General features: G+C 75.6%; 19 protein-coding genes. 12 read left to right on the forward strand and 7 right to left on the reverse strand.

What is annotated here, in order from left to right; genetic code table 11:
- Positions 1–4: 4 nt before the first annotated feature.
- Positions 5–214: a hypothetical protein gene (locus tag ABT048_RS05375; protein ID WP_350519954.1), complete on the reverse strand. Its 210-nt coding sequence runs from the start codon at positions 212–214 to the stop codon at positions 5–7.
- Positions 211–1,662: a PspC domain-containing protein gene (locus tag ABT048_RS05380; protein ID WP_350519955.1), complete on the reverse strand. Its 1,452-nt coding sequence runs from the start codon at positions 1,660–1,662 to the stop codon at positions 211–213. The genes ABT048_RS05375 and ABT048_RS05380 overlap by 4 nt, the downstream gene beginning before the upstream one ends.
- A gap of 134 nt (positions 1,663–1,796) precedes the next feature.
- Here ABT048_RS05380 and ABT048_RS05385 point away from each other — a divergent pair, with 134 nt between their 5' ends.
- From ABT048_RS05385 to pcrA, 3 genes are all read left to right on the forward strand, one after another.
- Entirely contained in the window at positions 1,797–3,254 is a 1,458-nt protein-coding gene (locus tag ABT048_RS05385) for an ATP-binding protein (RefSeq protein WP_396549237.1), read from the forward strand.
- A complete protein-coding gene (locus tag ABT048_RS05390; protein WP_350519956.1) occupies positions 3,247–3,948 on the forward strand; it encodes a LuxR C-terminal-related transcriptional regulator in 702 nt (233 codons plus the stop codon). Before ABT048_RS05385 ends, ABT048_RS05390 begins: the two co-directional genes overlap by 8 nt.
- A gap of 97 nt (positions 3,949–4,045) precedes the next feature.
- Positions 4,046–6,691, forward strand: a complete 2,646-nt coding sequence (pcrA, locus tag ABT048_RS05395; protein ID WP_350519957.1) for a DNA helicase PcrA — start codon at positions 4,046–4,048, stop codon at positions 6,689–6,691.
- Between the two features lie 47 nt (positions 6,692–6,738).
- On the opposite strand, the gene ABT048_RS05400 is transcribed toward pcrA, so the two are convergent.
- The gene (locus ABT048_RS05400) at positions 6,739–7,545 is read right to left on the reverse strand and encodes a M23 family metallopeptidase (RefSeq protein ID WP_350519958.1); all 807 of its coding nucleotides are present in this window, start codon (positions 7,543–7,545) and stop codon (positions 6,739–6,741) included.
- 324 nt (positions 7,546–7,869) lie between these two features.
- Here ABT048_RS05400 and icmB point away from each other — a divergent pair, with 324 nt between their 5' ends.
- A complete protein-coding gene (icmB, locus tag ABT048_RS05405) occupies positions 7,870–8,274 on the forward strand; it encodes a coenzyme B12-dependent isobutyryl CoA mutase small subunit (protein WP_189916109.1) in 405 nt (134 codons plus the stop codon).
- Between the two features lie 272 nt (positions 8,275–8,546).
- Here icmB and ABT048_RS05410 read toward each other — a convergent pair whose 3' ends face one another.
- Entirely contained in the window at positions 8,547–10,148 is a 1,602-nt protein-coding gene (locus ABT048_RS05410; RefSeq protein ID WP_350519959.1) for a DUF5691 domain-containing protein, read from the reverse strand.
- 11 nt (positions 10,149–10,159) lie between these two features.
- Positions 10,160–11,473, reverse strand: a complete 1,314-nt coding sequence (locus ABT048_RS05415; protein ID WP_350519960.1) for an SWIM zinc finger family protein — start codon at positions 11,471–11,473, stop codon at positions 10,160–10,162.
- A gap of 224 nt (positions 11,474–11,697) precedes the next feature.
- Here ABT048_RS05415 and ABT048_RS05420 point away from each other — a divergent pair, with 224 nt between their 5' ends.
- From ABT048_RS05420 to sucD, 5 genes are all read left to right on the forward strand, one after another.
- Positions 11,698–12,780: an ATP-binding protein gene (locus tag ABT048_RS05420; protein WP_350519961.1), complete on the forward strand. Its 1,083-nt coding sequence runs from the start codon at positions 11,698–11,700 to the stop codon at positions 12,778–12,780.
- Between the two features lie 100 nt (positions 12,781–12,880).
- Complete coding sequence (locus ABT048_RS05425) at positions 12,881–15,295, forward strand: DUF5682 family protein (RefSeq protein ID WP_350519962.1); 2,415 nt, start codon at positions 12,881–12,883, stop codon at positions 15,293–15,295.
- A 121-nt stretch (positions 15,296–15,416) separates the two neighbouring features.
- Positions 15,417–16,583, forward strand: a complete 1,167-nt coding sequence (locus ABT048_RS05430; RefSeq protein WP_350519963.1) for a VWA domain-containing protein — start codon at positions 15,417–15,419, stop codon at positions 16,581–16,583.
- Positions 16,584–16,886: 303 nt separating this feature from the next.
- Positions 16,887–18,059 (forward strand): ADP-forming succinate--CoA ligase subunit beta, encoded by a 1,173-nt coding sequence (sucC, locus tag ABT048_RS05435; RefSeq protein WP_350519964.1) that lies wholly within the window; start codon positions 16,887–16,889, stop codon positions 18,057–18,059.
- An 18-nt stretch (positions 18,060–18,077) separates the two neighbouring features.
- The gene (sucD, locus tag ABT048_RS05440) at positions 18,078–18,968 is read left to right on the forward strand and encodes a succinate--CoA ligase subunit alpha (RefSeq protein WP_350519965.1); all 891 of its coding nucleotides are present in this window, start codon (positions 18,078–18,080) and stop codon (positions 18,966–18,968) included.
- A 106-nt stretch (positions 18,969–19,074) separates the two neighbouring features.
- Here the strand turns inward: sucD and ABT048_RS05445 are convergent, their stop codons facing one another.
- Positions 19,075–21,579, reverse strand: coding sequence for a LuxR C-terminal-related transcriptional regulator (locus tag ABT048_RS05445; RefSeq protein ID WP_350519966.1), 2,505 nt, complete (start codon positions 21,577–21,579; stop codon positions 19,075–19,077).
- 132 nt (positions 21,580–21,711) lie between these two features.
- Between ABT048_RS05445 and ABT048_RS05450 the strand changes: the two genes are divergently transcribed.
- On the forward strand, positions 21,712–23,118 hold the full coding sequence (locus ABT048_RS05450; protein ID WP_350519967.1) for a cell division protein PerM: 1,407 nt from the start codon (positions 21,712–21,714) through the stop codon (positions 23,116–23,118).
- A 29-nt stretch (positions 23,119–23,147) separates the two neighbouring features.
- On the opposite strand, the gene ABT048_RS05455 is transcribed toward ABT048_RS05450, so the two are convergent.
- Positions 23,148–23,819, reverse strand: coding sequence for a hypothetical protein (locus ABT048_RS05455; RefSeq protein ID WP_350519968.1), 672 nt, complete (start codon positions 23,817–23,819; stop codon positions 23,148–23,150).
- Positions 23,820–24,258: 439 nt separating this feature from the next.
- Here ABT048_RS05455 and purN point away from each other — a divergent pair, with 439 nt between their 5' ends.
- Together purN and purH are read left to right on the forward strand one after the other, a co-directional pair.
- Positions 24,259–24,918: a phosphoribosylglycinamide formyltransferase gene (gene purN / locus ABT048_RS05460; RefSeq protein ID WP_350519969.1), complete on the forward strand. Its 660-nt coding sequence runs from the start codon at positions 24,259–24,261 to the stop codon at positions 24,916–24,918.
- Positions 24,915–26,492 carry a bifunctional phosphoribosylaminoimidazolecarboxamide formyltransferase/IMP cyclohydrolase gene (purH, locus tag ABT048_RS05465; protein WP_350519970.1) on the forward strand — a complete coding sequence of 526 codons (1,578 nt, stop codon included), beginning with the start codon at positions 24,915–24,917 and terminating at the stop codon, positions 26,490–26,492. The genes purN and purH overlap by 4 nt, the downstream gene beginning before the upstream one ends.

Here is a 26,492-nt window from a genome sequence, read left to right on the forward strand (position 1 = left end):
CGGGTCACTCCTCGCGGTCGGGGCGGCCGCGCCGGGCCACCGCGGCGACCGCGCCGGCCAGACCGCCGACGCCGAGCACGATGAACGTGACGGGGATGACGATCCGCCCGTTCACCGACTGGTCGTTGAGCGCGGCGACCAGGTAGAGCACGGCGAGCACGGTGAACAGCCCACCCGCGATCAGCGAGAACAGGTCGAGCCGGTGCTTCCTCACTGCTGGACCACCTTGATGTCGCCGAGCCCGATTCCGAGTTCGAGGTTGAGCGTGCCCTTGGAGGCCTGGCCGTTGACCGGGCCGATCAGATAGGTGTGCCGTCCGGTGCTGTCGCTGCGGTCGCCCGGGACGTCGATGTCGCCGAGGCCCACCCGGGCGACCACGTTCACGGTCACGTCGGCCGGCACGCTGACGGTCATGTCGCCGGCGCCGAGGTCGACCTTGGTGGCGAGGGTGGCCCCGGCCGGGTCGAGTCCGGAGAGGTCCAGCCGGAGGGATCCGGCCCCGAGGTTGTAGCGGTCGTGCAGGTCGGACGTCGCGGTGACCGTCCACTCGCGCGGGCCGACGGCGTTCTTCATCGAGTCCGGCGAGTGGCCGACGAAGGCCAGCGCCAGGGTCAGCAGCAGGCCGGTCGCGGCCAGCTTGCGGGCCCGGCCGAACTTGGCGCCGACCAGCAGGGTCAGGCCGACCACCAGCAGCGCGGCGGCCAGCGCGGTCGTGCTCAGCGCGGTGGGGTCGTGGTGGTTCCGGGAGGACGCCCAGACCGCGGTGGCCGCGCCGATCGCCAGCAGGAAGCCGAAGAAGCCGAGCGCCGAACCCTCCCGGGGGTGCCGCACGGCGGCGGCCTCGGCGCGGCGCTTGGGGCCGGCCTTGCGCAGCGGGTCGCCCTCGGGCAGGTCGGCGCGCTGCCACCAGGGCTGGGCCGGGCCGCCGGCCGGCGGCACCGGGGTGCCGAACGGCGGGGTCGGGTTCGCGGAGGCGGCGCCGTACGGGTTGCGCTCGGGGTGGCGGGGGTCCCACAGGTAGCCGCTCGGGCCCGGGGGCGGGGCGTCGGTGGGGACCGTTCCGGCGGCCCGGTCGGCGGCGTGGTGGGCGCGCGCCGCCTCGTCGGACGCCGGCCGCGGCCAGACGTAGCCCTCGGCCCCGGCCCCGGCCGCCCCGGCCTCGGCCTCGGGGAAGTGGCGGTCGTACGGGCCGCCCGGCCGGTGGCCGCGCCCCCGGCCGCGACGGCGGTCCGGGTCGTAGCGCACCGCGAGGAAGACCAGGCCGGCGAGCAGCAGCAGCGGGAACAGCTGGTCGCCGTCGCCCATCGAGGAGAAGAACACCCCGGTGCCGATCACGGTCAGCAGCACCGCGCCGACCGACTGGCCGTCCACCCGGCCGGTGAGCACCCGCTGGAGCTCGGTGCGCCCGCCGCGGCCCTTGGGGTCGTCGTCCGTCGGGACGATCAGCCACGCCAGGCCGTACAGGAACAGCCCGAGGCCGCCGGAGAGGCAGAGCACCACGGTGACCACGCGGAAGACCACCGGGTCGATGTCCAGGTGCCGGCCGAGGCCGCCGCAGACGCCGGCCACCACGCGGTGGTGTTCGGCCCTGGTCAGTGGCGGGCGTTCCGGTTCCGGCGGGGCGGCGGGCCCGGCCTCCTCGATGCGGGGGTCCTCGGTCATGGGCACCATCCTTCCGGCAGGTGCCGGTCCGGCCCAACCGGGAGCACCCCTGCACGTACCCTGACTTGTCCCTGATAAGGGCCAGGGACACACCCTGATGCGCCCGTACGGGCGTGCGTGGAACCATCGGTGGCGTGGCAGCCCCCGGTACCGATCCCCGAACCATCGCCCCCGACGCCGCGCCGTCGTCGGGCGCCGACCCCAACGCGCCCGACGGCGGGAAACCGCCCTACCGCCGGCTCTACCGCAGCCCGCAGGGCCGCATGCTCGGCGGCGTCGCGCACGGCCTGGCCGTGCACCTCGGGCTGCCGGTGCGCTGGGTGCGGCTCGCCTTCGTCCTCCTGTTCTTCGCGCAGGGGATCGGCGCGCTGCTGTACGCCGCGTTCTGGTTCGTGGTGCCGATCGGCATCGGCGAGCCCTCGCAGCGCGGCGGCGCCCAGTGGGTGTACCTCAACGGGGTGTTCGTCCCGGCCGCGCCCGGGCTGCAGGGCGGCCTGCTGAGCAAGGGCCCCGCCGGCGGCCGGCTCGGGCGGCTGCGCCAGCTGCTCCAGCACACCCTCCAGGGCGAGCCGGTGACGGCGCCCGCGGAGGGCGAGGACGCGGCGCCGGCCGGCAAGAACGGGCAGGGCGGGCTCGGCCAGCTCGCCGCCCTGGTCATGGTCGTGATCGGCCTGATCGCCCTGCTCAACGTGCTCGGCGTGCAGACCGCCAAGCCGTACACCTGGCCGCTGCTGGCGATCGGCGTCGGCGTCGCGCTGGTCTGGCGGCAGGCCGACGACTCGCGCTGGCAGCGCTGGTTCGGCATCGAGGGCGAGCGGCGGCGCGGCGCCTACACCCGGGTCGGCGCGGGCGTGCTGCTCGCGGTGGCGGGCACCATCGCGCTGCTCGCCATGCAGGGCAGCGGCTCCACGCTCAGCTCGGTGATCGAGGCCTCGCTCGCGGTGCTCGCCGGGGTGCTGGTGCTGCTCGGCCCGTACGGCCTGCGGCTGTGGCAGGACCTCGGCGCCGAGCGCACCGCCCGCATCCGCGCCCAGGAGCGGGCCGAGATCGCCGCGCACATCCACGACTCCGTGCTGCACACCCTGACCCTGATCCAGCGCCGGGCCGAGGACCCCAAGGAGGTGCTGCGGCTGGCCCGCTCGCAGGAGCGCGAGCTGCGGCTGTGGCTGTACCGCCCGGAGGCCGCCGCCGAGGCCGCGCCGGACACCATGGCGGAGACCCTGCGCGCCGCCGTCGCCGAGGTCGAGGACCGGCACGGCGTCCCGGTCGAGCTGGTGATCGTCGGCGACTGCCCGATGGACGAGAGGATCGCGGCACAGATGCAGGCCGCGAGGGAGGCGACCGTCAACGCGGCCAAGTACGGTGGCGGGGGACCGGTCCAGGTCTACGCCGAGGTGGAGGGGAGGACGGTGTCGGTGTTCGTCCGCGACCACGGCCCCGGCTTCGACCCCGACACGGTGCCCGAGGACCGGATGGGCGTACGGGAGTCGATCATCGGCCGGATGAAGCGCAACGGCGGCACCGCTCGGGTGCGGCCGGCAGCGGGCGGCGGTACCGAGGTCGAGCTGGAGATGGAGAGAGCGAATGACTGAGGCAGCGCCGACGGGGGTCCCGGCGGAGGGGGCCGGGCGTACCGCGCGGGTCGTGCTGGTGGACGACCACCGGATGTTCCGGACGGGTGTCCGGGCCGAGATCGGCCGCACCGACGTGACCGGCATCGACGTGGTCGGCGAGGCCGACGACGTGGACTCCGCGGTCCGCGTGGTCGCCGAGACCCGGCCCGACGTGGTCCTGCTCGACGTCCACCTGCCCGGCGGCGGCGGTGTCGAGGTGCTGCGCCGCTCGGTCGGCGTGATGGGCGAGCAGGGAGGGGTGAAGTTCCTGGCGCTGTCGGTGTCGGACGCCGCCGAGGACGTGATCGGCGTCATCCGCGGCGGCGCGCGCGGCTACGTCACCAAGACCATCACCGGCACCGACCTGGTGAACGCGATCTTCCGGATCGCCGACGGCGACGCGGTGTTCTCGCCCCGGCTGGCCGGCTTCGTCCTGGACGCCTTCGCCGCCACCGACACCCCGCCGGTCGACGAGGACCTGGACCGCCTCACCCAGCGCGAGCGCGAGGTGCTGCGCCTGATCGCCCGCGGCTACGCCTACAAGGAGATCGCCAAGCAGCTCTTCATCTCGGTGAAGACCGTCGAGAGCCACGTCTCCGCCGTCCTGCGCAAGCTCCAGCTGAGCAACCGCCACGAGCTGACCCGCTGGGCCACCGCCCGCCGCCTGGTCTGAGCCGCGCCCGCAGTCGAGCCCGCCCGGCCGGTCCGCAGCGATGGAGCTGCTCCGGCCGGGCGGGCTTGTCGGTGGGTGGCCATAGACTCGGAGTGCCATGAGTAGCCTCTTTGACGACCTCCCGCTCCCCGGTTTCGAGGCACCCGCCGCCGGGTCGAAGCAGCCCGCCGCCCCCGTCGACCACGTCGACGAGGAACCGCCGCCGTACGAGGACGAGGTCCCGTACGACGCGTACGAGGAGGCGATCCCGGACGGGCTGTTCCAGACCGACCACGCCGCGCAGGCGGAGCGGGACGCCTGGTACCGCAACGGCGCCGCCCGCACGATGATCGACCCGGCGCAGCTGCTGGAGGGGATGAACGACCCGCAGCGCGAGGCGGTGCTGCACGCGGGGTCGCCGCTGCTGATCGTGGCCGGCGCCGGCTCGGGCAAGACCCGGGTGCTGACCCACCGGATCGCCCACCTGCTGGGCGCCCGCGGGGTGCAGCCCGGGGAGATCCTGGCGATCACCTTCACCAACAAGGCCGCCGGGGAGATGCGCGAGCGCGTCGAGGCGCTGGTCGGCCCGCGCGCCCGGGCGATGTGGGTGTCCACCTTCCACAGCGCCTGCGTGCGGATCCTGCGCCGCGAGTCCAAGCAGCTGGGGTTCACCTCCAGCTTCTCGATCTACGACTCGGCCGACTCGCAGCGGCTGATGTCGCTGGTCTGCCGCGACCTCGACCTGGACCCGAAGCAGTACCCGCCGAAGTCCTTCACGGCGAAGATCAGCAACCTCAAGAACGAGCTGATCGACGAGGAGACCTTCGCCGACCAGGCCGCCAACCCGACGGAGAAGAAGCTCGCCGAGGCGTACGCGCTGTACCAGCGGCGGCTGCGCGAGGCCAACGCGCTGGACTTCGACGACATCATCATGACGACGGTGAACCTGCTGCAGGCCTTCCCCGACGTCGCCGAGCACTACCGGCGCCGGTTCCGGCACATCCTGGTCGACGAGTACCAGGACACCAACCACGCCCAGTACATGCTGGTCCGGGAGCTGAGCGGCGGGTCCGTCGCGGCCGCGCCGAAGCGCACCGCGGACGGGGACTTCGTGAACCCGGCCGCCGCGCACCTCGCCGAGGTGCCGCCGGCCGAGCTGTGCGTCGTCGGTGACGCGGACCAGTCGATCTACGCCTTCCGCGGCGCGACCATCCGCAACATCCTCCAGTTCGAGGAGGACTACCCGAACGCGACCACGATCCTGCTGGAGCAGAACTACCGCTCCACGCAGACCATCCTGAGCGCCGCCAACGCCGTCATCGAGCGCAACGCGAACCGTCGCGAGAAGAAGCTCTGGACGGCCGGCGACCACGGGGAGAAGGTCGTCGGCTACGTCGCGGACGACGAGCACGGCGAGGCCCAGTTCATCGCCGACGAGATCGACCGGCTCACCGACAAGGGCGAGGCCAAGCCCGGCGACGTCGCGATCTTCTACCGGACCAACGCCCAGTCCCGCGTCTTCGAGGAGGTGTTCATCCGGGTCGGCCTGCCGTACAAGGTGGTCGGCGGGGTGCGCTTCTACGAGCGCAAGGAGGTCCGGGACGTCCTGGCGTACCTGCGGGTGCTCTCCAACCCGGAGGACACCGTGCCGCTGCGCCGGATCCTCAACGTGCCCAAGCGCGGCATCGGCGAGCGGGCCGAGGCGATGATCGACGCGCTGGCCGCGCGGGAGCGGATCTCCTTCGCCCAGGCGCTGGTGCGGGTGGACGAGGCGTACGGGATGGCCGCGCGCTCCGCCAACGCCGTCAAGAAGTTCAACGTCCTGATGGCCGGGCTGCGCCAGGTGGTCGAGTCGGGCGCGGGCCCGGCGGCGGTGCTGGAGGCCGTCCTGGAGGAGACCGGCTACCTGGCCGAGCTGCAGTCCTCCACCGACCCGCAGGATGAGACCCGGGTCGAGAACCTGCAGGAGCTGGCGTCCGTCGCCCTGGAGTACGAGCAGGACCCGGGCGAGCGGCCGGACGCCGGGGAGGACGGCGCGCCGCCGGTCGGCTCGCTGGCCGACTTCCTGGAGCGGGTCGCGCTGGTCGCCGACTCCGACCAGATCCCGGACGAGGACGAGGAGGGGCAGGGCGTCATCACGATGATGACCCTGCACACCGCCAAGGGCCTGGAGTTCCCGGTGGTCTTCCTGACCGGCATGGAGGACGGCATCTTCCCGCACATGCGGGCGCTGAACCAGGTCAAGGAGCTGGAGGAGGAGCGCCGGCTCGCGTACGTCGGGCTGACCAGGGCGCGCGAGCGGCTGTACCTGACCCGCTCGGTGCTGCGCAGCGCCTGGGGGCAGCCGGCGTACAACCCGGCTTCGCGGTTCCTGGAGGAGATCCCGGAGACGCTGGTGGAGTGGAAGCGCACCGGGGGAGTGCACGCGCCGGCCCAGCGCGGCTACTCCTCGGGCTCGTCCTGGGGCAAGTCCTCCTCCGGGGGCGGGAGTTCGCGTTCCTCCTCGGGGTCCTCGTCCTCCTCGTTCTCGGCCTCGGCCGCACCGAAGGCGGGCTGGGGGCAGTCCGCGCGGCGCGGCGGCAAGGTCGTCGAGCGCGACGTCGTCTCGCTGGCGGTCGGCGACCGCGTCACCCACGACAGCTTCGGGCTGGGCACGGTGGTGGCCGTGACGGGCGTGGGCGACCGGGCACAGGCCACCGTCGACTTCGGCGCGGACGGGCGCAAGCAGCTGCTGCTGCGCTACGCGCCGGTCGAGAAGCTGTAGTCCGAGAAGCTGTGGTCCCGGCGGGAAGCCGTCGGGACGTCGCAGTCCTAGCGGGGGTCCAGGCCGTTGGCCAGGAACCACGGCAGCGGGTCGATCGGCCCGCTGCCGGCCGGCCGGATCTCGAAGTGCAGGTGCGGCCCGGTGCTGTTGCCGCTGCTGCCGACGAAGGCGATGACGTCGCCCTGCTTCACCGGCCCCTTGCGGATCTTGTAGGCGCGCAGGTGGCAGTACCAGGCCTCGGTGCCGTCGGACATCTTGAGTATCGACATGTAGCCGTAGAACGGGTTCCACTGGGTGCGGATGGTGCCGTCCGCGACGGCCATGACCTGGCTGCCGCCGTCCACCGGGAAGTCGATGCCGGTGTGGCGGTTGGCCCAGTGGGTGCCCGCCTCGCCGAACAGCTCGCCGAGGCCGTGCTGCGCGACCGGCATGACCACCTTGGGCTTGACCGGTTCGGGGGCCGGCTCGGGGGTGGGCTGCGCGTCCGGGGCCCCGGTGGGCTGGGCGCCGGCCAGTGGCTGGCGGGCGTCGCCGCGCGAGGCCTGGGCCCGGTCGCCGGTCGCGACGGCCTGGGCGGCCGCCGACCCGGCGGCCGCGTGGCCGGGGGCGTCGTCCGCCGATGCCTGCGCCGGCATCCGGCCGGCGGCCTGGGCGCGCTGCTGGTCGGCCTGCCCCTGCACCGTGATCGCCGCCGCGGCCGCGACCCCGAGCGCGGCCACCGACGGCAGCGCGACCCGCAGCAGCGCCGTCCGGGTGGCCGCCTTGGCGGCGCCGCGGCGCTGGGCGCGGGACTGCTCGCGGGCGGCGAGGCGCAGCTCCGCGCGGGTCGGACGGGCGGCTGCTTCGGGAGCCATCGGGGGCTGCCTCCTCGGTGGGCCTCGGTCACGGCGTCGGTCGAGGTCGAACAGCCGTGACTGTAGCCGGAAGGCCGACGCTCCGGAAAAACCCCGTGTTGTCAAGGGGGCGCCCGGGGGGTCTGTGGGGAGGTCGGGGGTGAGAAGGGTATACCCACTGGTAGCAAGGCCCGGAGCTGTGACTTTGCCCTCCTCTTGGGAGGGGGCTCGGTCAACCGGGTCGGGTGGCGCTAACCTCCCCTCAGGTTGGTTATTGACCGTTAACCGCACCCGTGGCCCACGAGGCCCGGTGGGGTGATGGACGACGAGGTCCAGGAGGCAGTGATGAGTGTGTCGGGGCCGATCCGTGTGGTGGTCGCCAAGCCGGGGCTCGACGGTCACGACCGTGGCGCCAAGGTCATTGCGCGCGCCCTGCGCGACGCCGGTATGGAGGTCATCTACACCGGGCTGCACCAGACGCCCGAGCAGGTCGTCGACACCGCGATCCAGGAGGACGCGGACGGCATCGGGCTGTCGATCCTCTCGGGCGCCCACATGACGCTGTGCGCGCGGGTCCTGGAGCTGCTGAAGGAGCGCGACGCGGCGGACATCAAGGTCTTCTGCGGGGGGATCATCCCGGACGAGGACATCGCCGAGCTCAAGGCGATGGGCGTCGCGGACATCTTCACGCCGGGCACGCCCACCCGGGACGTGGTCGCCTGGGTCGAGGCCAACCTTCGGGCGAGCTGAGCTCCGGGCGAACCGGCCTTCGGGCGAACCGGGCTCCGGACGAGCCGGTCGTCGGTACGGCGGAGCGGGCCTGCCCCCGGGGGCGGGGGCCGCGGCCGCGCGGGGGCGGCCGGCCCCCGGCGGGCGCGCCGGCGGCGCGCGCGGGCGCCCCGGGGGGGGGGGCCCCCCGGGGGCGGGGGGGGGGGGGCGTGGGGGCCGGGGGGGGGGGGCCCCCGGGGGCCCCCCCCCCCCCCCCCCGTTTCCGCTTCCGCCGCCGGCCGGGCCGTCCGGCGTCAGCCCGCCAGCTCCGCGAGCATCGCGGCCCGGAACCGCAGGGTGCCCGCCAGCCGGGCGAAGGTCTCGGCCCAGGCGGAGTCCGGGGCGGCCCCGGCGGCCAACTCCTCCACCGCGTCGGCCGTCTCGGGCGCGAGCGCGCGTTCCGTCATCCCGAGCACCCCGCTGTGGCTCCACGGGTACGCGCCGGAGGCGGCAGCCCGGGCCAGGGCGTCCACCACCGCGGTGGACAGCGGCGGCGTCCACGGGGTGGCGCAGGCGCCGAGCAGCTGGAAGGCCTCGCCCAGCCCGTGCACCTCGATGAAGGCGGCCGTCCAGGCGGCCCGCTCCTCGGGCGGCAGGACGGCCAGCAGCTTGGCCGGGGCGCCGGTGGCGCGCGGGGAACGGGCCCGGCCGGCACCCCGGGTGGGCGGGACCGGCGCCGGGCCGAGCAGCGCCCGGGCCCAGGCGGCGTCGTGCTGGCGGACGGCGGCGCGCGCCCAGGCCTCCCGCAGGTCGTCGGCCCAACTGCTGTCGGTCTCGTCCATGCTGTCGCCGACCCGCAGGGCGAGCAGCTGCTCGGGCGTCAGCCCGGTGCTCTCCGGCCAGAGCGCGAGCGGCGCCGCGGCCACCACCTCGCCGAACCACCAGGCCCGTTCACCGCGCCCGGTGGGGGACTTGGGCGTGATGCCGTCGCGCTGCATCTGCGCGTCGCACTCGGCGGGCGGGGTGACCAGCAGGTGGGTGCCCGTCCCGGCGAGGCGTACGGCGGCCCGCGCCCGGCCGGCCATCCGGCCCGCCAGGGCGGAGCCGGGCAGGGTGGAGAGCAGTTCGGCGGCCGTGGCGCGGACGTTCTTGCTGCGGTCGCCGAGGGCGGCCTCCAGGAACGGCTCGTCGGCGGGGGACAGGCCGTCCTGGAGGGCGTCCAGGAAGAGCAGGCGGTCCTCGGCGCGCTCGGTGGACCAGGTGCTGCGCAGCAGTTCCAGGCCGGCCGCCGGGTCGTGGCGGCGCAGCAGCGTGAGGTGGGTGACGCGCTCGGCGAACAGGCCCTCGTGCCACAGCTGGTGGTCGGCCGGGTCGTCCTGCTCCCGGGCCGGCTCCTGGGCGGTGGTGCGCAGCACGAACCGCCAGTCGGGGTTCCGCCCGGCCAGCCAGCGGCCCAGCGGACCGGCCAACGCGACGGCGTCGGAGCGCAGTTCGCTGCGTGCGCGGGCGGCGTCGAGCAGGCCGGGCACCAGCGCGGCGGGCGGCCGCAGGCCCCGGGCGCGGGCGGTGGCGAGCCACTGCGGCAGCAACTCGGTGAGGTTGGCCAGGGTGCCGCCGCCTCCGCCGCCGGTGCGGCCGGCCAGCAGCACCGCCAGCCGGCGGGCGGCCGGTTCGGGCAGCTCCGGGCGGGTGTCCCCGGGCGCGGGCGGGCCGGGCGCTTCGGCAGCCGGCACGGGCAGCGCGCCCGCCCGGCGGCGGACGGTGGCGAGGGCGGCCAGCTCCAGCAGGGCGGTGGCCTGGTCGGCGGTGTCCACGGCGTCGGCGAGCGGCAGGACGGTGGCCGGGAGCGGGCGGCGGTCGGTGCCGAGCAGGGCGCTGGTGTGCAGGGTCTCCCACGGGTCCTGGGTGATCGTCATTCTCGGTGCTCCTAGGGGTTGGTGAGGCCGACCGGCCGGTGCCCGACGGGCCAGGCGGTGACCGGTGCGAAGCCCTGGTGGCCGTACTCGCCGAAGACCGTCAGCGGGCGGCCGGTGGAGACCGCGGCCAGTCGCCACAGCGCCGCCTCCGGGACGGTCGGGGCGTGGACGGGCACGGTGTGCCGGCCGTCCGTCAGGTACCAGCCGTCCGGGGCGCGGACCGGGACGACGTCGCCGAGGACGGTCGGCCAGGCCTCCAGCCACGGGTCGTCGGCGACGGCGGTGCCGTAGCCGGCCGTCGCCTCGGCGACGGTGAGCCCGGCGGGCGGGTCGGCCGGGCCGGCCTCGGGCGCGCCGTAGCGGGTGCCGAGGGCGGCGCGCAGCGGGCGGGCGCCGGGGTGGTAGGCGAGGTCGGCCTCCAGCAGGTGGCCGGTGGGCAGGGCGAGGTCGGGGGCCTGGCCGGGGCGGCCGAAGGCCAGCAGCAGGGCCGGACGGCCGGTCTTGGCGCCGCGCAGCCAGACCCGGCGGGTGGTGAGCCGGTCGTCGGAGCCCCCCTCCATCGGCACCGTGCGGCTGCCGAGCACCAGCCAGCGGTCGCGGACGGTGGGGCCGGCCAGCACCTCGGCGGCGTCCAGGGTGTAGCCGACCCGGGCGCGGACGGTCGCGGCCAGCTCGGCGGGCAGTTCGTCGACCCGGGTGGCGGCGGTGGCGAGCAGGTGGAGCATCGCGTACTCCTCCAGCAGCCGCTCCTGCGGGACGGTGTCGAGCTCGCGGACCCGGGCGGCCAGGCCGGGGGCCTGCGCGTCGACCATCCGGGCGGCGACCTCCTCCCACGGGCCGGCGGTGGACCGGTCGGCCAGGCCGTGCCGGATCCGGTCGGCCAGGCGCAGCCTCAGCTCGGCCGCGCCGGCCGCGACCCGGGCGCCGCGCTTCTCGGCCCGGCGGCGGGCGGCCTCCGGGTCGACCGGAGCCGTCGCACGCTTCTCGGCGCGCTCCCGGCGGGACGTGAGCCAGTCCGCCGCCCAGTCGGCGGGCTCGGCGGCCGGGACGGCCCCGGGGGAGCCGCTCCACAGCAGGAGGAGCCCGAGCGCGTGCTTGCACGGGAACTTCCGGCTGGGGCAGCTGCACTGGTAGGCGGGCGTGGCGAGTTCGATCACGGTGCGGTACGGCGTGCGGCCGCTGCCCCTGCACTCGCCCCAGAGCGCGGTGCCGTCGGTGCCGGCGCCGGACCACGACGCGGGCGAGGAGAGCTTGCCCGCCGCCTTCTGCGACGCGGCGTCAGGCGCCAGGGACAGGACGTGTTCGGTGCTCCAGCGTTCCTCCATGCGACCGACCGTAGGCGGCGGCACTGACAGTGGCTGACTGCCCGTCCGCGGGCCTCCACCCGGGCCTCCCGCGGGCCTCATCCCGGGCCTCCCGCGGGCCGCCGGGCGTTGTCAGTGGGTCGGTGCAGGGTGGTTCCCACAGGCCGGGACGCCGACCTGGCTCCCCCCGATCATCCCGCCGCCGTGGCACCCGTGCACCCGGCGGCCGACCCGAAGGAGCCCCCATGACCGACGTTCTGCGGCAGCACGCCGAGGACGCCTTCGCCGGCGAACTGGCCGCCCTGGCCGCGCAGGACGACCGTCCGCGCCCCGAGCGCTGGAAGCTGTCGCCATGGGCCGTGGCGACGTACCTGCTCGGCGGCGAACTGCCGGACGGTACCCGGATCACCCCCAAGTACATCGGCCCGCGCCGCGTCGTCGAGGTCGCCGTGACGACCCTGGCGACGGACCGCGCGCTGCTGCTGCTCGGCGTGCCCGGCACCGCGAAGACCTGGGTGTCCGAGCACCTGGCCGCCGCGATCAGCGGCGACTCCACGATGCTGGTGCAGGGCACCGCGGGCACCCCCGAGGAGGCCGTCCGGTACGGCTGGAACTACGCCCAGCTGCTGACCCGCGGCCCCGGCCCGGGCGCCCTGGTGCCCTCGCCGCTGATGCGGGCGATGGCCGACGGCAGGATCGCCCGGGTCGAGGAGCTGACCCGCATCCCGGCCGACGTCCAGGACGCCCTGATCACCATCCTGTCCGAGAAGACGCTCCCGGTACCGGAGTTGGGGACCGAGACGCAGGCGGTGCGCGGCTTCAACGTGATCGCCACCGCGAACGACCGCGACCGCGGGGTCAACGAGCTCTCCAGCGCGCTGCGCCGCCGCTTCAACACGGTGGTGCTGCCGCTGCCGGGCTCGCTGGAGGAGGAGGTCGACATCGTCACCCGCCGGGTCCACCAGCTCGGGCGCTCCCTGGAACTGCCCGAACTGCCCGGCGGCGCCGAGGAGATCAGGCGCGTGGTGACCGTCTTCCGGGAGCTGCGGGCCGGCATCACGGTGGACGGCCGGACGAAGGTCAAGACCCCGAGCGGCACCCTCTCCACCGCCGAGGCGATCTCGGTGGTCACCAACGGCGTGGCCCTGGCCACCCACTTCGGCGACGGCGTGCTGCGCGCCGGGGACGTGGCGGCCGGCATCCTCGGCGCCGTCGTCCGCGACCCGGTGGCGGACCAGGCGGTCTGGCGCGAGTACGTCGAAGGGGTGGTGCGCGAGCGCGACGGCTGGAAGGACTTCTACCGGGCCGCCCGCGAGGTGACGGCATGAACGGGCGACGGGAGTGCTCCCGGCCCGGGGGCGGGGGAGAGCGGACCGTCGGGCGGTGCCGGCTGCGCGGAGCGCCCGCCGAGGGCAGCGGGGTGGCGGCATGAGCGCCGCCGAGGTCGCCCTGCTCGGCGTCCGCCACCACGGCCCCGGCTCCGCCCGGGCGGTGGCCGCCGCGCTGACGCAGTGGCAGCCGGACGCGGTGCTGATCGAGGGCCCGCCGGAGGCTGACGGCATCGTCCACCTGGCCGCCGAGAAGGACCTGGTCCCGCCGGTCGCGCTGCTCGCGCACGCGGTGGACGACCCGGCGAAGGCCGCCTTCTGGCCGTACGCCGAGTTCTCCCCGGAGTGGGTGGCGATCCGGCACGCCGTCGAGCACGACCTGCCGGTGCACTTCATCGACCTGCCCGCCGGGTACGGCTTCGCGGCCGCTCCCGAGGACGCGGCCGAATGCGGCGACGGGCCCGATCCCGGGGACGCGCCCGGTACCGACGACGCCGACGGGCTCCCCGCCGACCCGGTGGCGCTGCTCGCCGAGGCGGCCGGGCACGACGACCCGGAGCGCTGGTGGGAGGACGTGGTCGAGCACCGCACGCCCGGCGCCGACGCGCTGGCCCCGTTCGCCGCCGTCGCCGAGGCGATGGGCGCGCTGCGCGCCGAAGGGCTCTTCGAGTCCCGCCGGGACCTGCTGCGCGAGGCGTACATGCGCGGACGGATCCGCGCCGCCCGCCGCGCCGGGCACCGGCGGATCGCCGTGGTCTGCGGGGCCTTCCACGTCCCCGCGCTGGCGGCCATGCCCACCGTCGCGCACGACCGGGCACTGCTCGCCGGGCTGCCGAAGAAGGTGCGCACGGACATCACCTGGGTGCCGTGGACGCACCGCAGGCTCTCCCAGTCGACCGGGTACGGCGCGGGCGTGCAGTCGCCCGGCTGGTACCACCACCTGTTCACCACCGACGGCGACCCGGTGCCGCGCTGGCTCACCCGGGCCGCCGACCTGCTGCGCGCCGAGGACCACCCGGTCTCCTCCGCCCACGTCATCGAGGCGGTCCGGCTCGCCGAGACCCTGGCCGTGCTGCGCGGCCGCCCGCTCGCCGGGCTGACCGAGACCCTGGACGCCGTCCGCGCGGTGCTCTGCGAGGGCTCGGACGTCGCCCTGGAGCTGGTCCGGGACCGCCTGGTGGTCGGCGACGCGCTCGGCGAGGTGCCGGACGCCGCACCGGCGGTGCCGCTGCAGCGCGACCTGGCCCGGCTGCAGCGCTCGCTGCGGCTCAAGCCCGAGGCCGCGCCGAAGGACGTCGACCTCGACCTGCGCAAGGAGACCGACGCGGCCCGCTCCCGACTGCTGCACCGGCTGCGGCTGCTGGGCGTGGACTGGGGCGTGCCGGCCCGTTCCCCGGTCAACTCGACCGGGACGTTCCGGGAGAGCTGGCGGCTGTGCTGGCAGCCGGAGTTCGCGGTCCGGATCGCCGAGGCCGCCCAGTGGGGCACCACGGTCGAGGGCGCGGCGACCGGCAAGGCGGTCGGCACCGCCCGCGCCGCCGTCGAACTCGCCGAGCTGACCGGCCTGGTGGAGACCTGCCTGCTGGCCGGGCTGTCCGACGCGCTGCCCGCCGTGATGCGGGCGCTCGCCGACTGCGCGGCCCTGGACACCGACGTCGTGCACCTGGCGGGCGCGCTGCCCGCACTGGTCCGGGCGCTGCGCTACGGCGACGTGCGCGGCACCGACCACGGCGCGCTCGCCGGGGCGGCGGCCGGCCTGGCCGAGCGGGTCTGCGTCGGCCTGCCGCCCGCATGCGTCGGGCTGGACGCCGAGAACGCGGCGGCGATGCGCGGCCGCCTCGACGAGGTGCACGGCGCAATCGGCCTGCTGACCTCCGCCGGGCCCCGGGGCAGCTCCGCCGCACCGGAGCCGGTCGACGCCGACGCCCCGGACACCCCTGCCGGTTCCGGTGCCCCGGGCGCTCCCGACGGTCCGGTCGGCCTGGCCGACCGCTGGGCCGCCGCCCTGCGCTCGCTGGCCGCCCGCGAGCCGTCCGGCGGCCCGGCGACCGGCGCCCCCGGCCTGCTCCGCGGCCGGGCCGTCCGGCTGCTGCTGGACGACGGCCGGCTCGACTCCGAGGAGGCCGGCCGCCGCCTGCGGCTGGTCCTGTCCGTCGCCAACGCCCCGGTGGACGCGGCCGGCTGGGTCGAGGGCTTCCTGGCCGGCGGCGGCGCCCTGCTGCTGCACGACCCCCGGCTGCTCGCCCTGCTGGACGAGTGGCTGACCGGGGTGAGCGGCGAGGCCTTCACCGACGTCCTGCCGCTGCTGCGCCGTACCTTCGCCGGGCTGGAGGCGGGCGTGCGGACGACCATCGGCGGCCGGGTCGCGGCCGGCCCGCTCGGCGAACCACCGGCGGATCCTGCCCCGGTGGGCGAGCTGGACCGGGCCCGCGCCGACGCCGCCGTCCCGGTGGTGGCGCTGCTGCTCGGTGTCCGCCCGAGGATCCCCCGGCAGGCCACCGGCCGTGACACCTGACCCGCCCGGTACCCGGCACCCGGCCCGCCCGGCACGCCTCACGCCCGGCCCGCCCGGCACGCCCGCCACCTGCACCACCGACACCCGCACCACCCGACATCCGCTGAAGGAGGAGGACGAGATGGCAACGCCCACGACCGACGAACGGCTGCGCCGCTGGCGGCTGGTGCTCGGCGGCGAGGCCGACGGCACGGGCTGCACCCTGCGCGGCCGGGACGCCGCGATGGACGGCGCCCTCGCCGCGCTCTACCGCGGCGCGCCCGAGGACGGCGGCCGGGCGGGCCGCGGCGGCCGCCGCAGCGCCGGACTGGGCGGCTCGGCCCCGCAGGTGGCCCGCTGGCTGGGCGACATCCGCGCGTACTTCCCGTCCACCGTCGTCCAGCTGATGCAGCAGGACGCGATCACCCGGCTCGGACTGGACCGGCTGCTGCTGGAGCCGGAGATGCTGGAGGCCGTCGAACCGGACGTCCACCTGGTCGGCACCCTGCTCTCGCTGAAGCACGCGCTGCCCGAGACCACCCGGGAGTCCGCCCGGGCGGTGGTCGGCAAGGTGGTCGCCGACCTGGAGCGCCGGCTCGCCGACCGCACCCGGGCCGTCGTGGGCGGCGCCCTGGACCGCAGCGCCAGGGTCGACCGCCCCCGGCACCGCGACATCGACTGGGACCGGACGATCCGGGCCAACCTGAAGAACTACCTGCCCGAGCACGGCACCGTCGTCCCCGAGCGGCTGGTGGGCTACGCCCGCGCCCAGCGCGCGGTGAAGAAGGACGTCATCCTCTGCATCGACCAGTCGGGCTCGATGGCGTCCTCGGTCGTGCACTCGGCGGTCTTCGGCGCGGTGCTCGCCTCGATGCGCACCCTGGACACCCGGCTGGTCGTCTTCGACACCTCGGTGGTCGACCTCACCGAGCAGCTCACCGACCCGGTGGACGTCCTGTTCGCGACGCGGCTCGGCGGCGGCACCGACATCAACCGCGCGCTCGCCTACTGCCAGTCGAGGATCACCCGCCCCTCCGAGACCGTCGTCGTGCTGATCAGCGACCTCTACGAGGGCGGCATCCGGGACGGCATGCTCAAGCGGGTCGCCGCGATGAAGGCGGCCGGCGTCCAGTTCATCGCCCTGCTCGCGCTCTCCGACGAAGGTGCGCCCGCCTACGACCACGCGCACGCCGCCGCTCTGGCCGCCCTCGGCGCGCCGGCCTTCGCCTGCACCCCGGACGCCTTCCCCGGGATCATGGCCGCGGCCATCGAGAAGCGTCCGATCCCGGTGCCTGACCAGGGGGTGTGACGGATTCACCCGGACGCGGGAATCCACCCGATCGGTGGACGGGACGTTCACCGGGACGCTCTAGGGTGTCTGTGACGGTTCTCACCCAAGACGGGCAGGCCCCCGGGCGGAACAGTCCCGTCCCACGGGGATAACCTGCCAGACGGACGTGACGCGCGTGTTGATTGACGTGTGCGCCCGTGGCTGTGTGGGCCGCAAGGCCGTACCTCTGCGTACCCGCACCGCCCCGACGACCCGCAGCGAAGATCCTGCCGTGGCACGCTCGTAGAGACACAATCCGCGACCACGAACAAGGACAAACACGTGGACCTGTTCGAGTACCAGGCGAGGGACCTCTTCGCCAAGCACGGCGTGCCCGTGCTTGACGGCGATGTCATCGAGACCGCCGCAGACGCTGCCGCCATCGCGGAGCGCTTCGGCGGCCGCGCCGTCGTCAAGGCTCAGGTGAAGGTGGGTGGCCGAGGCAAGGCCGGTGGCGTCAAGCTCGCCGCCGACCCGGCGGACGCCGTCGCCAAGGCCGAGCAGATCCTCGGCATGGACATCAAGGGCCACACCGTTCACAAGGTGATGCTGGCCCAGACCGCGGACATCAAGGACGAGTACTACGTCTCGTTCCTGCTGGACCGCACCAACCGCACCTTCCTGGCCATGGCCAGCGTCGAGGGCGGCGTGGAGATCGAGGTCGTCGCCGAGCAGAACCCCGAGGCGCTCGCCAAGATCCCGGTCGACGCCAACGAGGGCTGCACCCCGGAGAAGGCCGCCGAGATCGTCGCCGCGGCGAAGTTCCCGGCCGAGATCGCCGACCAGGTCGCCGAGGTCCTGCAGAAGCTGTGGACCGTCTTCATCAAGGAGGACGCCCTCCTCGTCGAGGTCAACCCGCTGATCAAGTCCGGTGACGGCAAGATCATCGCCCTCGACGGCAAGGTCTCCCTGGACGAGAACGCCGAGTTCCGCCAGCCCGAGCACGAGGCCCTGGAGGACAAGGCCGCGGCCAACCCGCTGGAGGCCGCCGCCAAGGCCAAGGGCCTGAACTACGTCAAGCTCGACGGCCAGGTCGGCATCATCGGCAACGGCGCGGGCCTCGTCATGAGCACCCTCGACGTGGTCGCCTACGCCGGTGAGAAGCACGGCGGCGTCAAGCCCGCCAACTTCCTCGACATCGGTGGCGGCGCGTCCGCCGAGGTCATGGCGAACGGCCTGGAGATCATCCTGGGCGACCCCGACGTCAAGTCGGTCTTCGTCAACGTCTTCGGTGGCATCACCGCGTGCGACGCGGTCGCCAACGGCATCGTCCAGGCCCTCGCGCTCCTGGAGAGCAAGGGCGAGAACGTCTCCAAGCCGCTGGTCGTCCGCCTGGACGGCAACAACGCGGAGCTGGGTCGCAAGATCCTCGACGACGCCAACCACCCGCTGGTCCAGCGCGTGGACACCATGGACGGCGCCGCTGACCGCGCCGCCGAGCTGGCCAACAAGTAAGGAAGGGGACTTAACACCATGGCTATCTTCCTTACCAAGGACAGCAAGGTCATCGTCCAGGGCATGACCGGCGCCGAGGGCATGAAGCACACCCGCCGCATGCTCGCCTCCGGCACCCAGATCGTCGGCGGTGTCAACCCGCGCAAGGCCGGCACCACGGTCGACGTCGACGGCACCGAGATCCCGGTCTTCGGCTCCGTCGCCGAGGCGATGGAGAAGACCGGCGCCGACGTCTCGGTCCTCTTCGTGCCGCCGGCCTTCACCAAGGCCGCCGTCGTCGAGGCCATCGACGCCGAGATCGGCCTGGCCGTCGTCATCACCGAGGGCGTTCCGGTGCACGACACCGCCGCCTTCTGGGCGCACGCCGGTGCCAAGGGCAACAAGACCCGCATCATCGGCCCGAACTGCCCCGGTCTGATCAGCCCCGGACAGTCGAACGCCGGCATCATCCCGGCCGACATCACCACCTCCGGCAAGATCGGCCTGGTCTCGAAGTCCGGCACCCTGACGTACCAGCTCATGTACGAGCTGCGCGACATCGGCTTCACCTCGGCCGTCGGCATCGGTGGCGACCCGGTCATCGGCACCACCCACATCGACGCTCTCAAGGCCTTCCAGGAGGACCCGGAGACCGAGATCATCGTCATGATCGGTGAGATCGGTGGCGACGCCGAGGAGCGTGCCGCGGACTTCATCAAGGCGAACGTGACCAAGCCGGTCGTCGGCTACGTCGCGGGCTTCACCGCCCCCGAGGGCAAGACCATGGGCCACGCCGGCGCCATCGTCTCCGGCTCCTCGGGCACCGCCCAGGCGAAGAAGGAGGCCCTGGAGGCCGCCGGTGTCAAGGTCGGCAAGACGCCGTCCGAGACCGCCCGCCTGGCCCGCGAGATCATCGCCGCCCAGGCCTGATCCCCGCGCCGAAGCGCAGCGAGCGCCCCCGCCCTCCCCGGGCGGGGGCGCTCGCCTGTTCTCGGCGGCCCGTCTCTCGGCGATCCTTCTCCCGGGCGCCTGTCCCTCAGTGACCCGTCGGCCCCGTCGTGCAGGGCAGCGGCGACCACATCCGGCAGACCGCCGGCCCCCGCGGCGGCGGGGCGTCCGCTCCCCTTGCCGCCGCCGGGAGCTCCCAGCGCGCGACCGCCTGGGTGTGCGGCTCCACCAGCACCGCCTCCAGCCCCGGCGCCGGGCTGCACCACAGGCTGCTGATCCCGTTCGGTGCCCCGCCCGGCAGCACCGGCACGCCCGGCTCCTGCGCCTCGCCGACCGGCAGGCACAGCGAGGGCGTCGGCGGATCCGACGGCCGGAACAGCACCGCAGGCCGCACCCCCGCCAGGGTCGCCAGCGTCGCCCCGCCCACCGCCACCGTCAGCAGCGCCGCCGCGCCCGTTCGGCTCGCCGTCCACAACCGATGCCGGGCCCGCAGCACCGGGATCGGCGAGCGGTGCGGCTGGGGGCAACCCCGGACCGCCGCCCGGTGCAGCAGCAGGCTCAGCCCGTCCGCGAACCCCGGCGCCGCCGGATCCGGGCCCACCAGGTCCGGCACCCACAGCGCCAGCGCCGTCCGGGCCGTCCACACCCGCCCCTCGGCGGCCGCCTGCGTCGACTCCACCTCCACGGCGATGGCCGCCGCCGTCAGCCCCAGGCCGTCGTGCAGCACCAGCGCCCGGCGCTGCGGCCGCGACAGGCGCTTGAGCGCCTTCAGCAACGCGCGGTCCCGGTCGGTCAGCCGGTCGTGGTCCGGCAGGACCGCCTGCGACTCGTCCGCCGGCCGCACCTTGATCCGCCGGTGCGGAAGGCTCCACGCGTGCGCCCGCCGCGGCCCGCCCCGGTGCCACGGCGACAGCGCCAGCTCGAACGCCCGCAGCCGCACCCACCCCTCCGGATCACCCGATCCGGCCACCGCGGGCCACCTGCGCCGCGCCTCCCCGAAGGCCCGCCGCACACAGTGCACCGCGCGGTGGCGGCAGGCGGTCAGCAGGAACGCCTGCTGCACCAGGCGGGTGTGCGCCGATTCGTACAGCTCCTCGAAGGTCGGCGCCGGGAGGTCGGCGGGGAGCGGTGCGGCGGGCGGGACGGCCGGCGAGACGGCCGGCGACGGGTCGCGGTGCCGCTCGGGCGGCCGGGCGCTCCCGTCCGCGACCGATGCGGGCGGGGGCGTGTGCGCCGGTCCGCCGTGCCCGTCCGTGCCCGCGGGGGGCTGCTCGCTGCCCGCCGCGGTGCCACCCGCTTCCGGGCGCGCCCGGTCACGCCCGGCCGCTGCGGACGGGGGCGTGTCCGGACCCGGCTGCACGCGGCCGCCGTCGGAGGGGCGCTGCGGCCCCTCCGCCGTGGTGGCGGCCCGGACCTCCGCAGCCACGTCGCCGCGCCTCGCCGGGTGCGCGGAGCCCGCCCGGTCCGGCCCGTCGGCGGAGGACGCGGGCGGCCGACCGGGTGTGGCCGTGGCGGCCCGGGGAGTCCCCGTCGGCTCCTCGCGGTCCGGTACGGCGCCCGAGGGGGCCGTGCGGTCGGCGGAGGGGCGTCGCCGGTGCTCCGGAGTGGGAGCTCCGGCCGTGCCGTCGCGCTCCTCCCGGGCGGCCTGCTGCGCGCGGCCGACGTCGGCCGGTTGCGGTCCGTCCTCGTCCGCGGCACCGCTTCTCCCGTGGGCCGCCGTCTCGGCCGGTGCGGTCTCCTTCGCGACGACCGGTGCCGTAGTCGCGACGACCGGTGCCGTTCGGCCCCGTCGTCCTCGCCGTGCGGCGGCCGACGGTGCCGGGCCGCTGACGGCGCCGGTGCGCGGCCCCTCGTCGGCTGCCGGAGCGGTGTCGGGGCGGTTCGGCGGGGTGGCACGGTCGGGACGGGTGGCCGGACGCCCGCGCGCGGGCGTGTGCGCCGTGTCTCCGCGCTCCTGCCGGGCGCGTTGCGCCGACCGGCCGCGTCGGGCGCCGGTGGCCGGGCCCCGCCCGTCGCCCGTGGGCGCCTCCTCCCGGTCCGGGACCGTGGGGGCCGCGGCCCGGGGGTTCGCGGGCGGGGGCGCCGCCGTCGGCCCGGCCGGCGCCACGCGGGCGTTGCCGTCGCGTCCGGCGTCGCGTCCGGCGCTGCTCCCGGAGACCGGGAGCCCGTCCGGCGCGCCCACGGCGTCGGGGCGCCCCGACGCCTGCGCGGCGGTCGGTGCGGCTGCGCCGTAGGCGGTCGGCCGGCCGTTGGAGGAGACGGGGCCGAGGGAGGACGGGGTGAGGCCGGCGAAGTTCGCCGGGCCCGGGGGCGGGACGTACGGCAGGGAGCCCGCGGCGAGGGTGACGGCCTCGGCCTGGCTGGAGGCGCCGAGCTTCCGCATGGCGCGCAGGAGGTAGCTGCGGGCGGTGGTGGGGGTGACGCCGAGGGAGGCGGCGGTGCGGGGGAGGTCGTGGCCGGCGGCGAGGTGGGCGAGGGTCTGGGCCTCACGGGGAGTCAGTTTCCGCAGCAGGCGCGCCGGGGCGTGGTCGGCGCGGGCGGGGTCGCGGTGGCGCTCGGGGGTGGGGGAGTCCGCGGTCGGCGGCGTGGTCATCAGACACTCCGGGCCGGGGTGCCGACGGTGCGGGGGCAGGGTCTGAAAATGCGCATAAGCCAATAATCTGGGACACGGCGGCGGTTTGCCGCTTCACGGAGCATGGCGAGTCGCCTTGGCACGATGTGGCGCATGACGCAGCTGATGGGCCGTCCGATCCTGGAGGCGCCGGGAGAATTGGGCGGACGCCCCGCGCTGGCCGACCTGTTGGCGGGGGTGCGGACGGCGCTGGTCGGCTTGGCGGTGGTCGGGGCGCCGGTGTTCGGCCTGTGGGTGGTGACGCCGTACGCGGACGACGGCGCGGCCGCTGCCCCCCGGTTGGCGGGGGTCCTCTGGCTGCTCGGGCACGGCGCGCCGGTGCTGCGCGGGGAGGCGGACACCCCACTGACCGTCACTCCGCTGCTGCTGGGTGTCCTGGCCGTGGTCCGGCTGCACCGGGCCGGCGCCGCAGTGGCGGCCCGGCGCGGACTGCGCTCGCGCTGGGGCGGGCCGGTGGCCCTGTGGGCGGGCTACTGCGCGGTGGCGGTCGCGGTCGCGCTGCACGGTGCGGGCGCCGGGCTGTTCCGCAGCAGGGTGGTGCCGGACGTCCTGGTGGTCGCGCTGGTGGCGGCCCTCGCGACGGCTGCCGGGGTCCGATCGGTCGACGCCGCGGGCGGCCCGTTCGCCGGCTCCCCGCTGGACCGCCTCCCGTCGCCGTGCCGTCCGACCGGCGGCGCGGCGGTGGTGCGTGCCGCGGCGCTGGCGGCCGGGGCCGGGCTGGTCGCCGCGGGTGGGGTGCTGGTGGCCCTGTCGGCGGTGCTGGACGCGGCGACCGGCGGCGGCCGCGGGATGGCGCTGCTGGGGCGAGGGTCCGCCGCGCTGCTGGGGTTGTCGCTGCTCGCGCTGGTGCTGCTGCCGAACGCGGTGCTGTGGGGCGCGGCGTACGCGCTGGGCCCCGGGTTCGCGGTGGGCGCCGGGACGGTGGTGTCGCCGGACGGTACGGCGCTGGGGCCGGTGCCGGAGTTCCCGTTGTTCGCGCTGCTGCCGGCCGACGGCCCGGGCGGCTGGCGGTGGGCGGCGCTGGTGCTGCCGCTGCTGGCCGGGGTGGTGCCGGCGGTGCTGCTCGGCCGGGCGGCGGCGGGCCGGCGGGGCCCGGCCGGGGCGACCGGAGGCGACGAGGAGGGCGCCGGGCCCTGGCCGCCCGCCGCGACGGTGACGGCCGCGCTGGCGGCGGCCCTCGTGGTGGGGGCGGGGGCGGCGCTGCTGGGCTGGCTGTCCGGCGGGGCGCTGGCGGGCGGGCGGATGGCCCGGCTGGGGCCGGTGCCGTGGTCGGCGGGCCTGGCGGCGGCGGGCTGGTTCGCGCTGGTGGCCGTCCCGGGCGCCCTGCTCGTCCGGCACCTGGTGCTCGCCCCCGCGGACGGCGGGGGCGTGTACGCGAGGCTCGCGCGGCAGGCACACCGGGGCGCACTGCGACTGCGCGCCCGTACGTACGCCCTCGTGTTGCACCTGTCGGGGCCCGCCCGCGAGCCCGCGGAGCCGGAGGCGGACCCGCTCGACTGACGGACCGTCGCGCGGGCGGGCCGCCCGGGCTACTCGGCGTTCCCGGTGAAGTCCACGTACCACTGCGGCGCGTAGCGGTCGCAGTTCTGGGCTCCGACGGAGGTCAGCGAGTCGCGGACGCAGGTGACGTACGCGCGGTAGTGGTAGTTGAGGCCGATCACCGAGGTGGCGACCACGACGGTCATCGCACCGGTCAGGATCCCGGCGAGCGCGGCCGGGACGAGCGGGTTCGGCGCCGAGCCCCCACGGACCGGGCCGACCGGGCCGACCGGGCCGACCGGGCTCGCCGTGGCGGCCGGACCCGCCGGCGCACCGGCCGCGCCCGGGGCGGGCCGCGGGCTCCGCAGGGCGGCGACGCCCCAGACGATGCCGAGCACCCCGACCAGCAGGGCGATCCAGTGGAACCCCGTGAACAGGCAGACCAGCGCGAACGGCCCGGCCAGCGCGGCGTTGCGGGCCCGGCGGTGGGCCGGGTTCGTGGGGTCGAGCCGGGGCGGCTGCGGGGCCGGGGGCCGCCGACCGGGCCCGCCCTCGCCCTGGCCGGAGCCCCACGGCGGCGGGAGCTGCGGGCGCTCGCCACCCTGGCCGCCGGAGCCGTCCCCGCCGGTCCAGGGGCTGCGCGGCTGCCACGGCTGGTCCGGGGCGTCCGCCGGCGGCGGCGCGAAGGGGTTGCGCTCGTCGGTGTCGTCGCCGCTGCTCATGGGTTCAGCCAATCCTTGTCGGTCGGAGCTCGGCCGGAGCTCGGCGGGAGCCGGGCCGGGGCCCGCGGTCGTCGCGGTCCCGCGGCCGGCGCGGTCGGCGCGGTCTCCCGCGCCCCCCAATGATCCCGCAGCCGTTCGCCGACCGACCGGCGGGCCGGTGCCCGGGCCCGGTCGGCCCCCTGCCGGGCCGGGCACAACTCCGGTGCGGTGGGCCCGAGGAGATCCCCGTCTCAACTACGCGCGTAGCGCCGCCGGGAGGGTTCGGAGGCCGTCCGACCAGCCGTTATCGTGGTGACGGTCAGCAGCTCACATCGGTTCCCGGGGCCCGCGTCGCGGCGGGTTTTCCTGGTGTTCCCCCTCGCTCGACCTGCCGTTCGTAGTGGCCCCACCGCCGGTGGACGTACCAGCGCACGGCGCCCGACCTACGGAGAATCGCGCAGTGGCCGCCGCCCCCGCCCAGCACTTCCCGCCCCGTACGTCCGGACCGGCTCGCCTGGTGGTGCTGGTCTCCGGCTCCGGAACCAACCTGCAGGCGCTGCTGGACGCCGTCGCGGATCCGGCCTACGGCGCCGAGGTCCTCGCCGTCGGGGCGGACCGGGACGGGATCGCCGGCCTGGAGCGCGCCGCGAAGGCGGGCCTGCCGACCTTCGTCCACCGGGTGAAGGACTTCCCGGACCGGGCCGCCTGGGACCGCGCGCTGACCGCCTCCGTCGCCGAGTACGAGCCGGACCTGGTGGTCACGGCCGGATTCATGAAGATCCTCGGCCCCGAGTTCATCGCCGCCTTCGCCGGGCGGATCGTCAACACCCATCCCGCACTGCTGCCCGCCTTCCCCGGCGCCCACGGCGTCACCGACGCGCTCGCGTACGGCGTGAAGGTCACCGGCTGCACCGTCCACCTGGTCGACGCCGGCGTGGACACCGGGCCGATCATCGCGCAGGGCGTCGTCGAGGTCGTCGACGCCGACCACGCCGATGGCGGCGACGCGCTGCACGAGCGCATCAAGACTGTCGAGCGCAAGCTGCTCGTCGACGTCGTGGGCCGGCTGGCCCGCGAGGGTCACCGCATCGAGGACCGAAAGGTATGGATCCCGGCATGAGTGCCAGCTCCACCACCACGCCCGTTTCGGAGAACGTCCGTCCGATCCGTCGCGCGCTGATCAGCGTGTACGACAAGACCGGTCTGGAGGAGCTGGCCCAGGGCCTGCACGCCGCCGGGGTCGCCATCGTCTCCACCGGCTCCACCGCCGGCCGGATCGCCGCCGCCGGTGTCCCGGTGACCGAGGTCTCCGAGCTGACCGGCTTCCCGGAGTGCCTGGACGGGCGCGTGAAGACGCTCCACCCCCGCGTGCACGCCGGTGTGCTGGCCGACCTGCGCCTGGAGTCGCACCGCGCGCAGCTGGCCGAGCTGGGCGTCGAGCCCTTCGACCTGGTCGTGGTGAACCTCTACCCGTTCAAGGCCACCGTCGCCTCCGGCGCCACCCCGGACGAGTGCGTCGAGCAGATCGACATCGGCGGCCCGAGCATGGTCCGCGCCGCCGCCAAGAACCACCCCTCGGTGGCCGTCGTGGTCGACCCGGCCCGCTACGAGGACGTGCTGACGGCCGTCCGCGAGGGCGGCTTCGACCTGGCCACCCGCAAGCGCCTGGCCGGTGCCGCGTTCGCCCACACCGCCGCCTACGACGTGGCCGTCGCCTCCTGGTTCGAGGCCGGCTACGCGCCGAGCGACGAGCACTTCCCCGAGTTCCTGGGCTCGACCTGGGAGCGGCAGAACGTGCTGCGCTACGGCGAGAACCCGCACCAGGGCGCCGCGCTGTACAGCGACGGCACCGGCGGCCTGGCCGGCGCGCAGCAGCTGCACGGCAAGGAGATGTCGTACAACAACTACGTCGACACCGACGCCGCCCGCCGCGCCGCCTACGACCACGCCGAGCCGGCCGTGGCGATCATCAAGCACGCCAACCCGTGCGGCATCGGGACCGGCGCCGACGTCGCCGAGGCGCACCGCAAGGCGCACGAGTGCGACCCGGTCTCCGCGTACGGCGGCGTCATCGCGGTCAACCGCCCGGTCACCGTCGAGCTGGCCGAGCAGATCGCCCCGATCTTCACCGAGGTCGTCGTGGCCCCCGGCTACGAGGACGGCGCCCTGGAGGTGCTGACCCGTAAGAAGAACCTGCGGGTGCTGCTCGCCCCCGAGGCCCCGGCCAACCGCCAGGAGGTCCGCCCGATCTCCGGTGGCGTGCTGCTGCAGGACGCCGACCGGGTGCACGCCGAGGGCGACGACCCGGCGAACTGGACGCTCGCCACCGGCGAGGCGCTGTCGGAGGCCGAGCTGGCCGAGCTGGCCTTCGCCTGGCGGGCCTGCCGGGCCGTCAAGTCCAACGCGATCCTGCTGGCCAAGGACGGCGCCTCGGTCGGCGTGGGCATGGGACAGGTCAACCGGGTCGACTCCTGCAAGCTCGCGGTCGAGCGGGCCGGCGAGCGGGCCAAGGGCGCGTACGCGGCCTCGGACGCGTTCTTCCCGTTCGCGGACGGCCCGGCGATCCTGATCGCCGCCGGGGTCAGGGCCATCGTCCAGCCCGGTGGTTCGATCCGCGACGAGGAGGTCGTCGCGGCGGCCGCCGAGGCCGGCGTGACCATGTACTTCACCGGTGCGCGGCACTTCTTCCACTGA

This window comes from Kitasatospora sp. NPDC096140, from assembly GCF_040303045.1.
Taxonomy (GTDB): Bacteria; Actinomycetota; Actinomycetes; order Streptomycetales; family Streptomycetaceae; genus Kitasatospora.

Coding starts and splice junctions, on each gene's coding strand:
- sucD (WP_350519965.1), top strand. CDS start 18,078: ATGGCTATCTTCCTTACCAAGGACAGCAAGGTCATCGTCCAGGGCATG.
- ABT048_RS05400 (WP_350519958.1), bottom strand. CDS start 7,545: ATGGCTCCCGAAGCAGCCGCCCGTCCGACCCGCGCGGAGCTGCGCCTC.
- ABT048_RS05420 (WP_350519961.1), top strand. CDS start 11,698: ATGACCGACGTTCTGCGGCAGCACGCCGAGGACGCCTTCGCCGGCGAA.
- ABT048_RS05425 (WP_350519962.1), top strand. CDS start 12,881: ATGAGCGCCGCCGAGGTCGCCCTGCTCGGCGTCCGCCACCACGGCCCC.
- ABT048_RS05410 (WP_350519959.1), bottom strand. CDS start 10,148: ATGACGATCACCCAGGACCCGTGGGAGACCCTGCACACCAGCGCCCTG.
- purH (WP_350519970.1), top strand. CDS start 24,915: ATGAGTGCCAGCTCCACCACCACGCCCGTTTCGGAGAACGTCCGTCCG.
- pcrA (WP_350519957.1), top strand. CDS start 4,046: ATGAGTAGCCTCTTTGACGACCTCCCGCTCCCCGGTTTCGAGGCACCC.
- ABT048_RS05430 (WP_350519963.1), top strand. CDS start 15,417: ATGGCAACGCCCACGACCGACGAACGGCTGCGCCGCTGGCGGCTGGTG.
- ABT048_RS05390 (WP_350519956.1), top strand. CDS start 3,247: ATGACTGAGGCAGCGCCGACGGGGGTCCCGGCGGAGGGGGCCGGGCGT.
- ABT048_RS05445 (WP_350519966.1), bottom strand. CDS start 21,579: ATGACCACGCCGCCGACCGCGGACTCCCCCACCCCCGAGCGCCACCGC.
- ABT048_RS05380 (WP_350519955.1), bottom strand. CDS start 1,662: ATGACCGAGGACCCCCGCATCGAGGAGGCCGGGCCCGCCGCCCCGCCG.
- ABT048_RS05455 (WP_350519968.1), bottom strand. CDS start 23,819: ATGAGCAGCGGCGACGACACCGACGAGCGCAACCCCTTCGCGCCGCCG.
- ABT048_RS05450 (WP_350519967.1), top strand. CDS start 21,712: ATGACGCAGCTGATGGGCCGTCCGATCCTGGAGGCGCCGGGAGAATTG.
- icmB (WP_189916109.1), top strand. CDS start 7,870: ATGAGTGTGTCGGGGCCGATCCGTGTGGTGGTCGCCAAGCCGGGGCTC.
- ABT048_RS05415 (WP_350519960.1), bottom strand. CDS start 11,473: ATGGAGGAACGCTGGAGCACCGAACACGTCCTGTCCCTGGCGCCTGAC.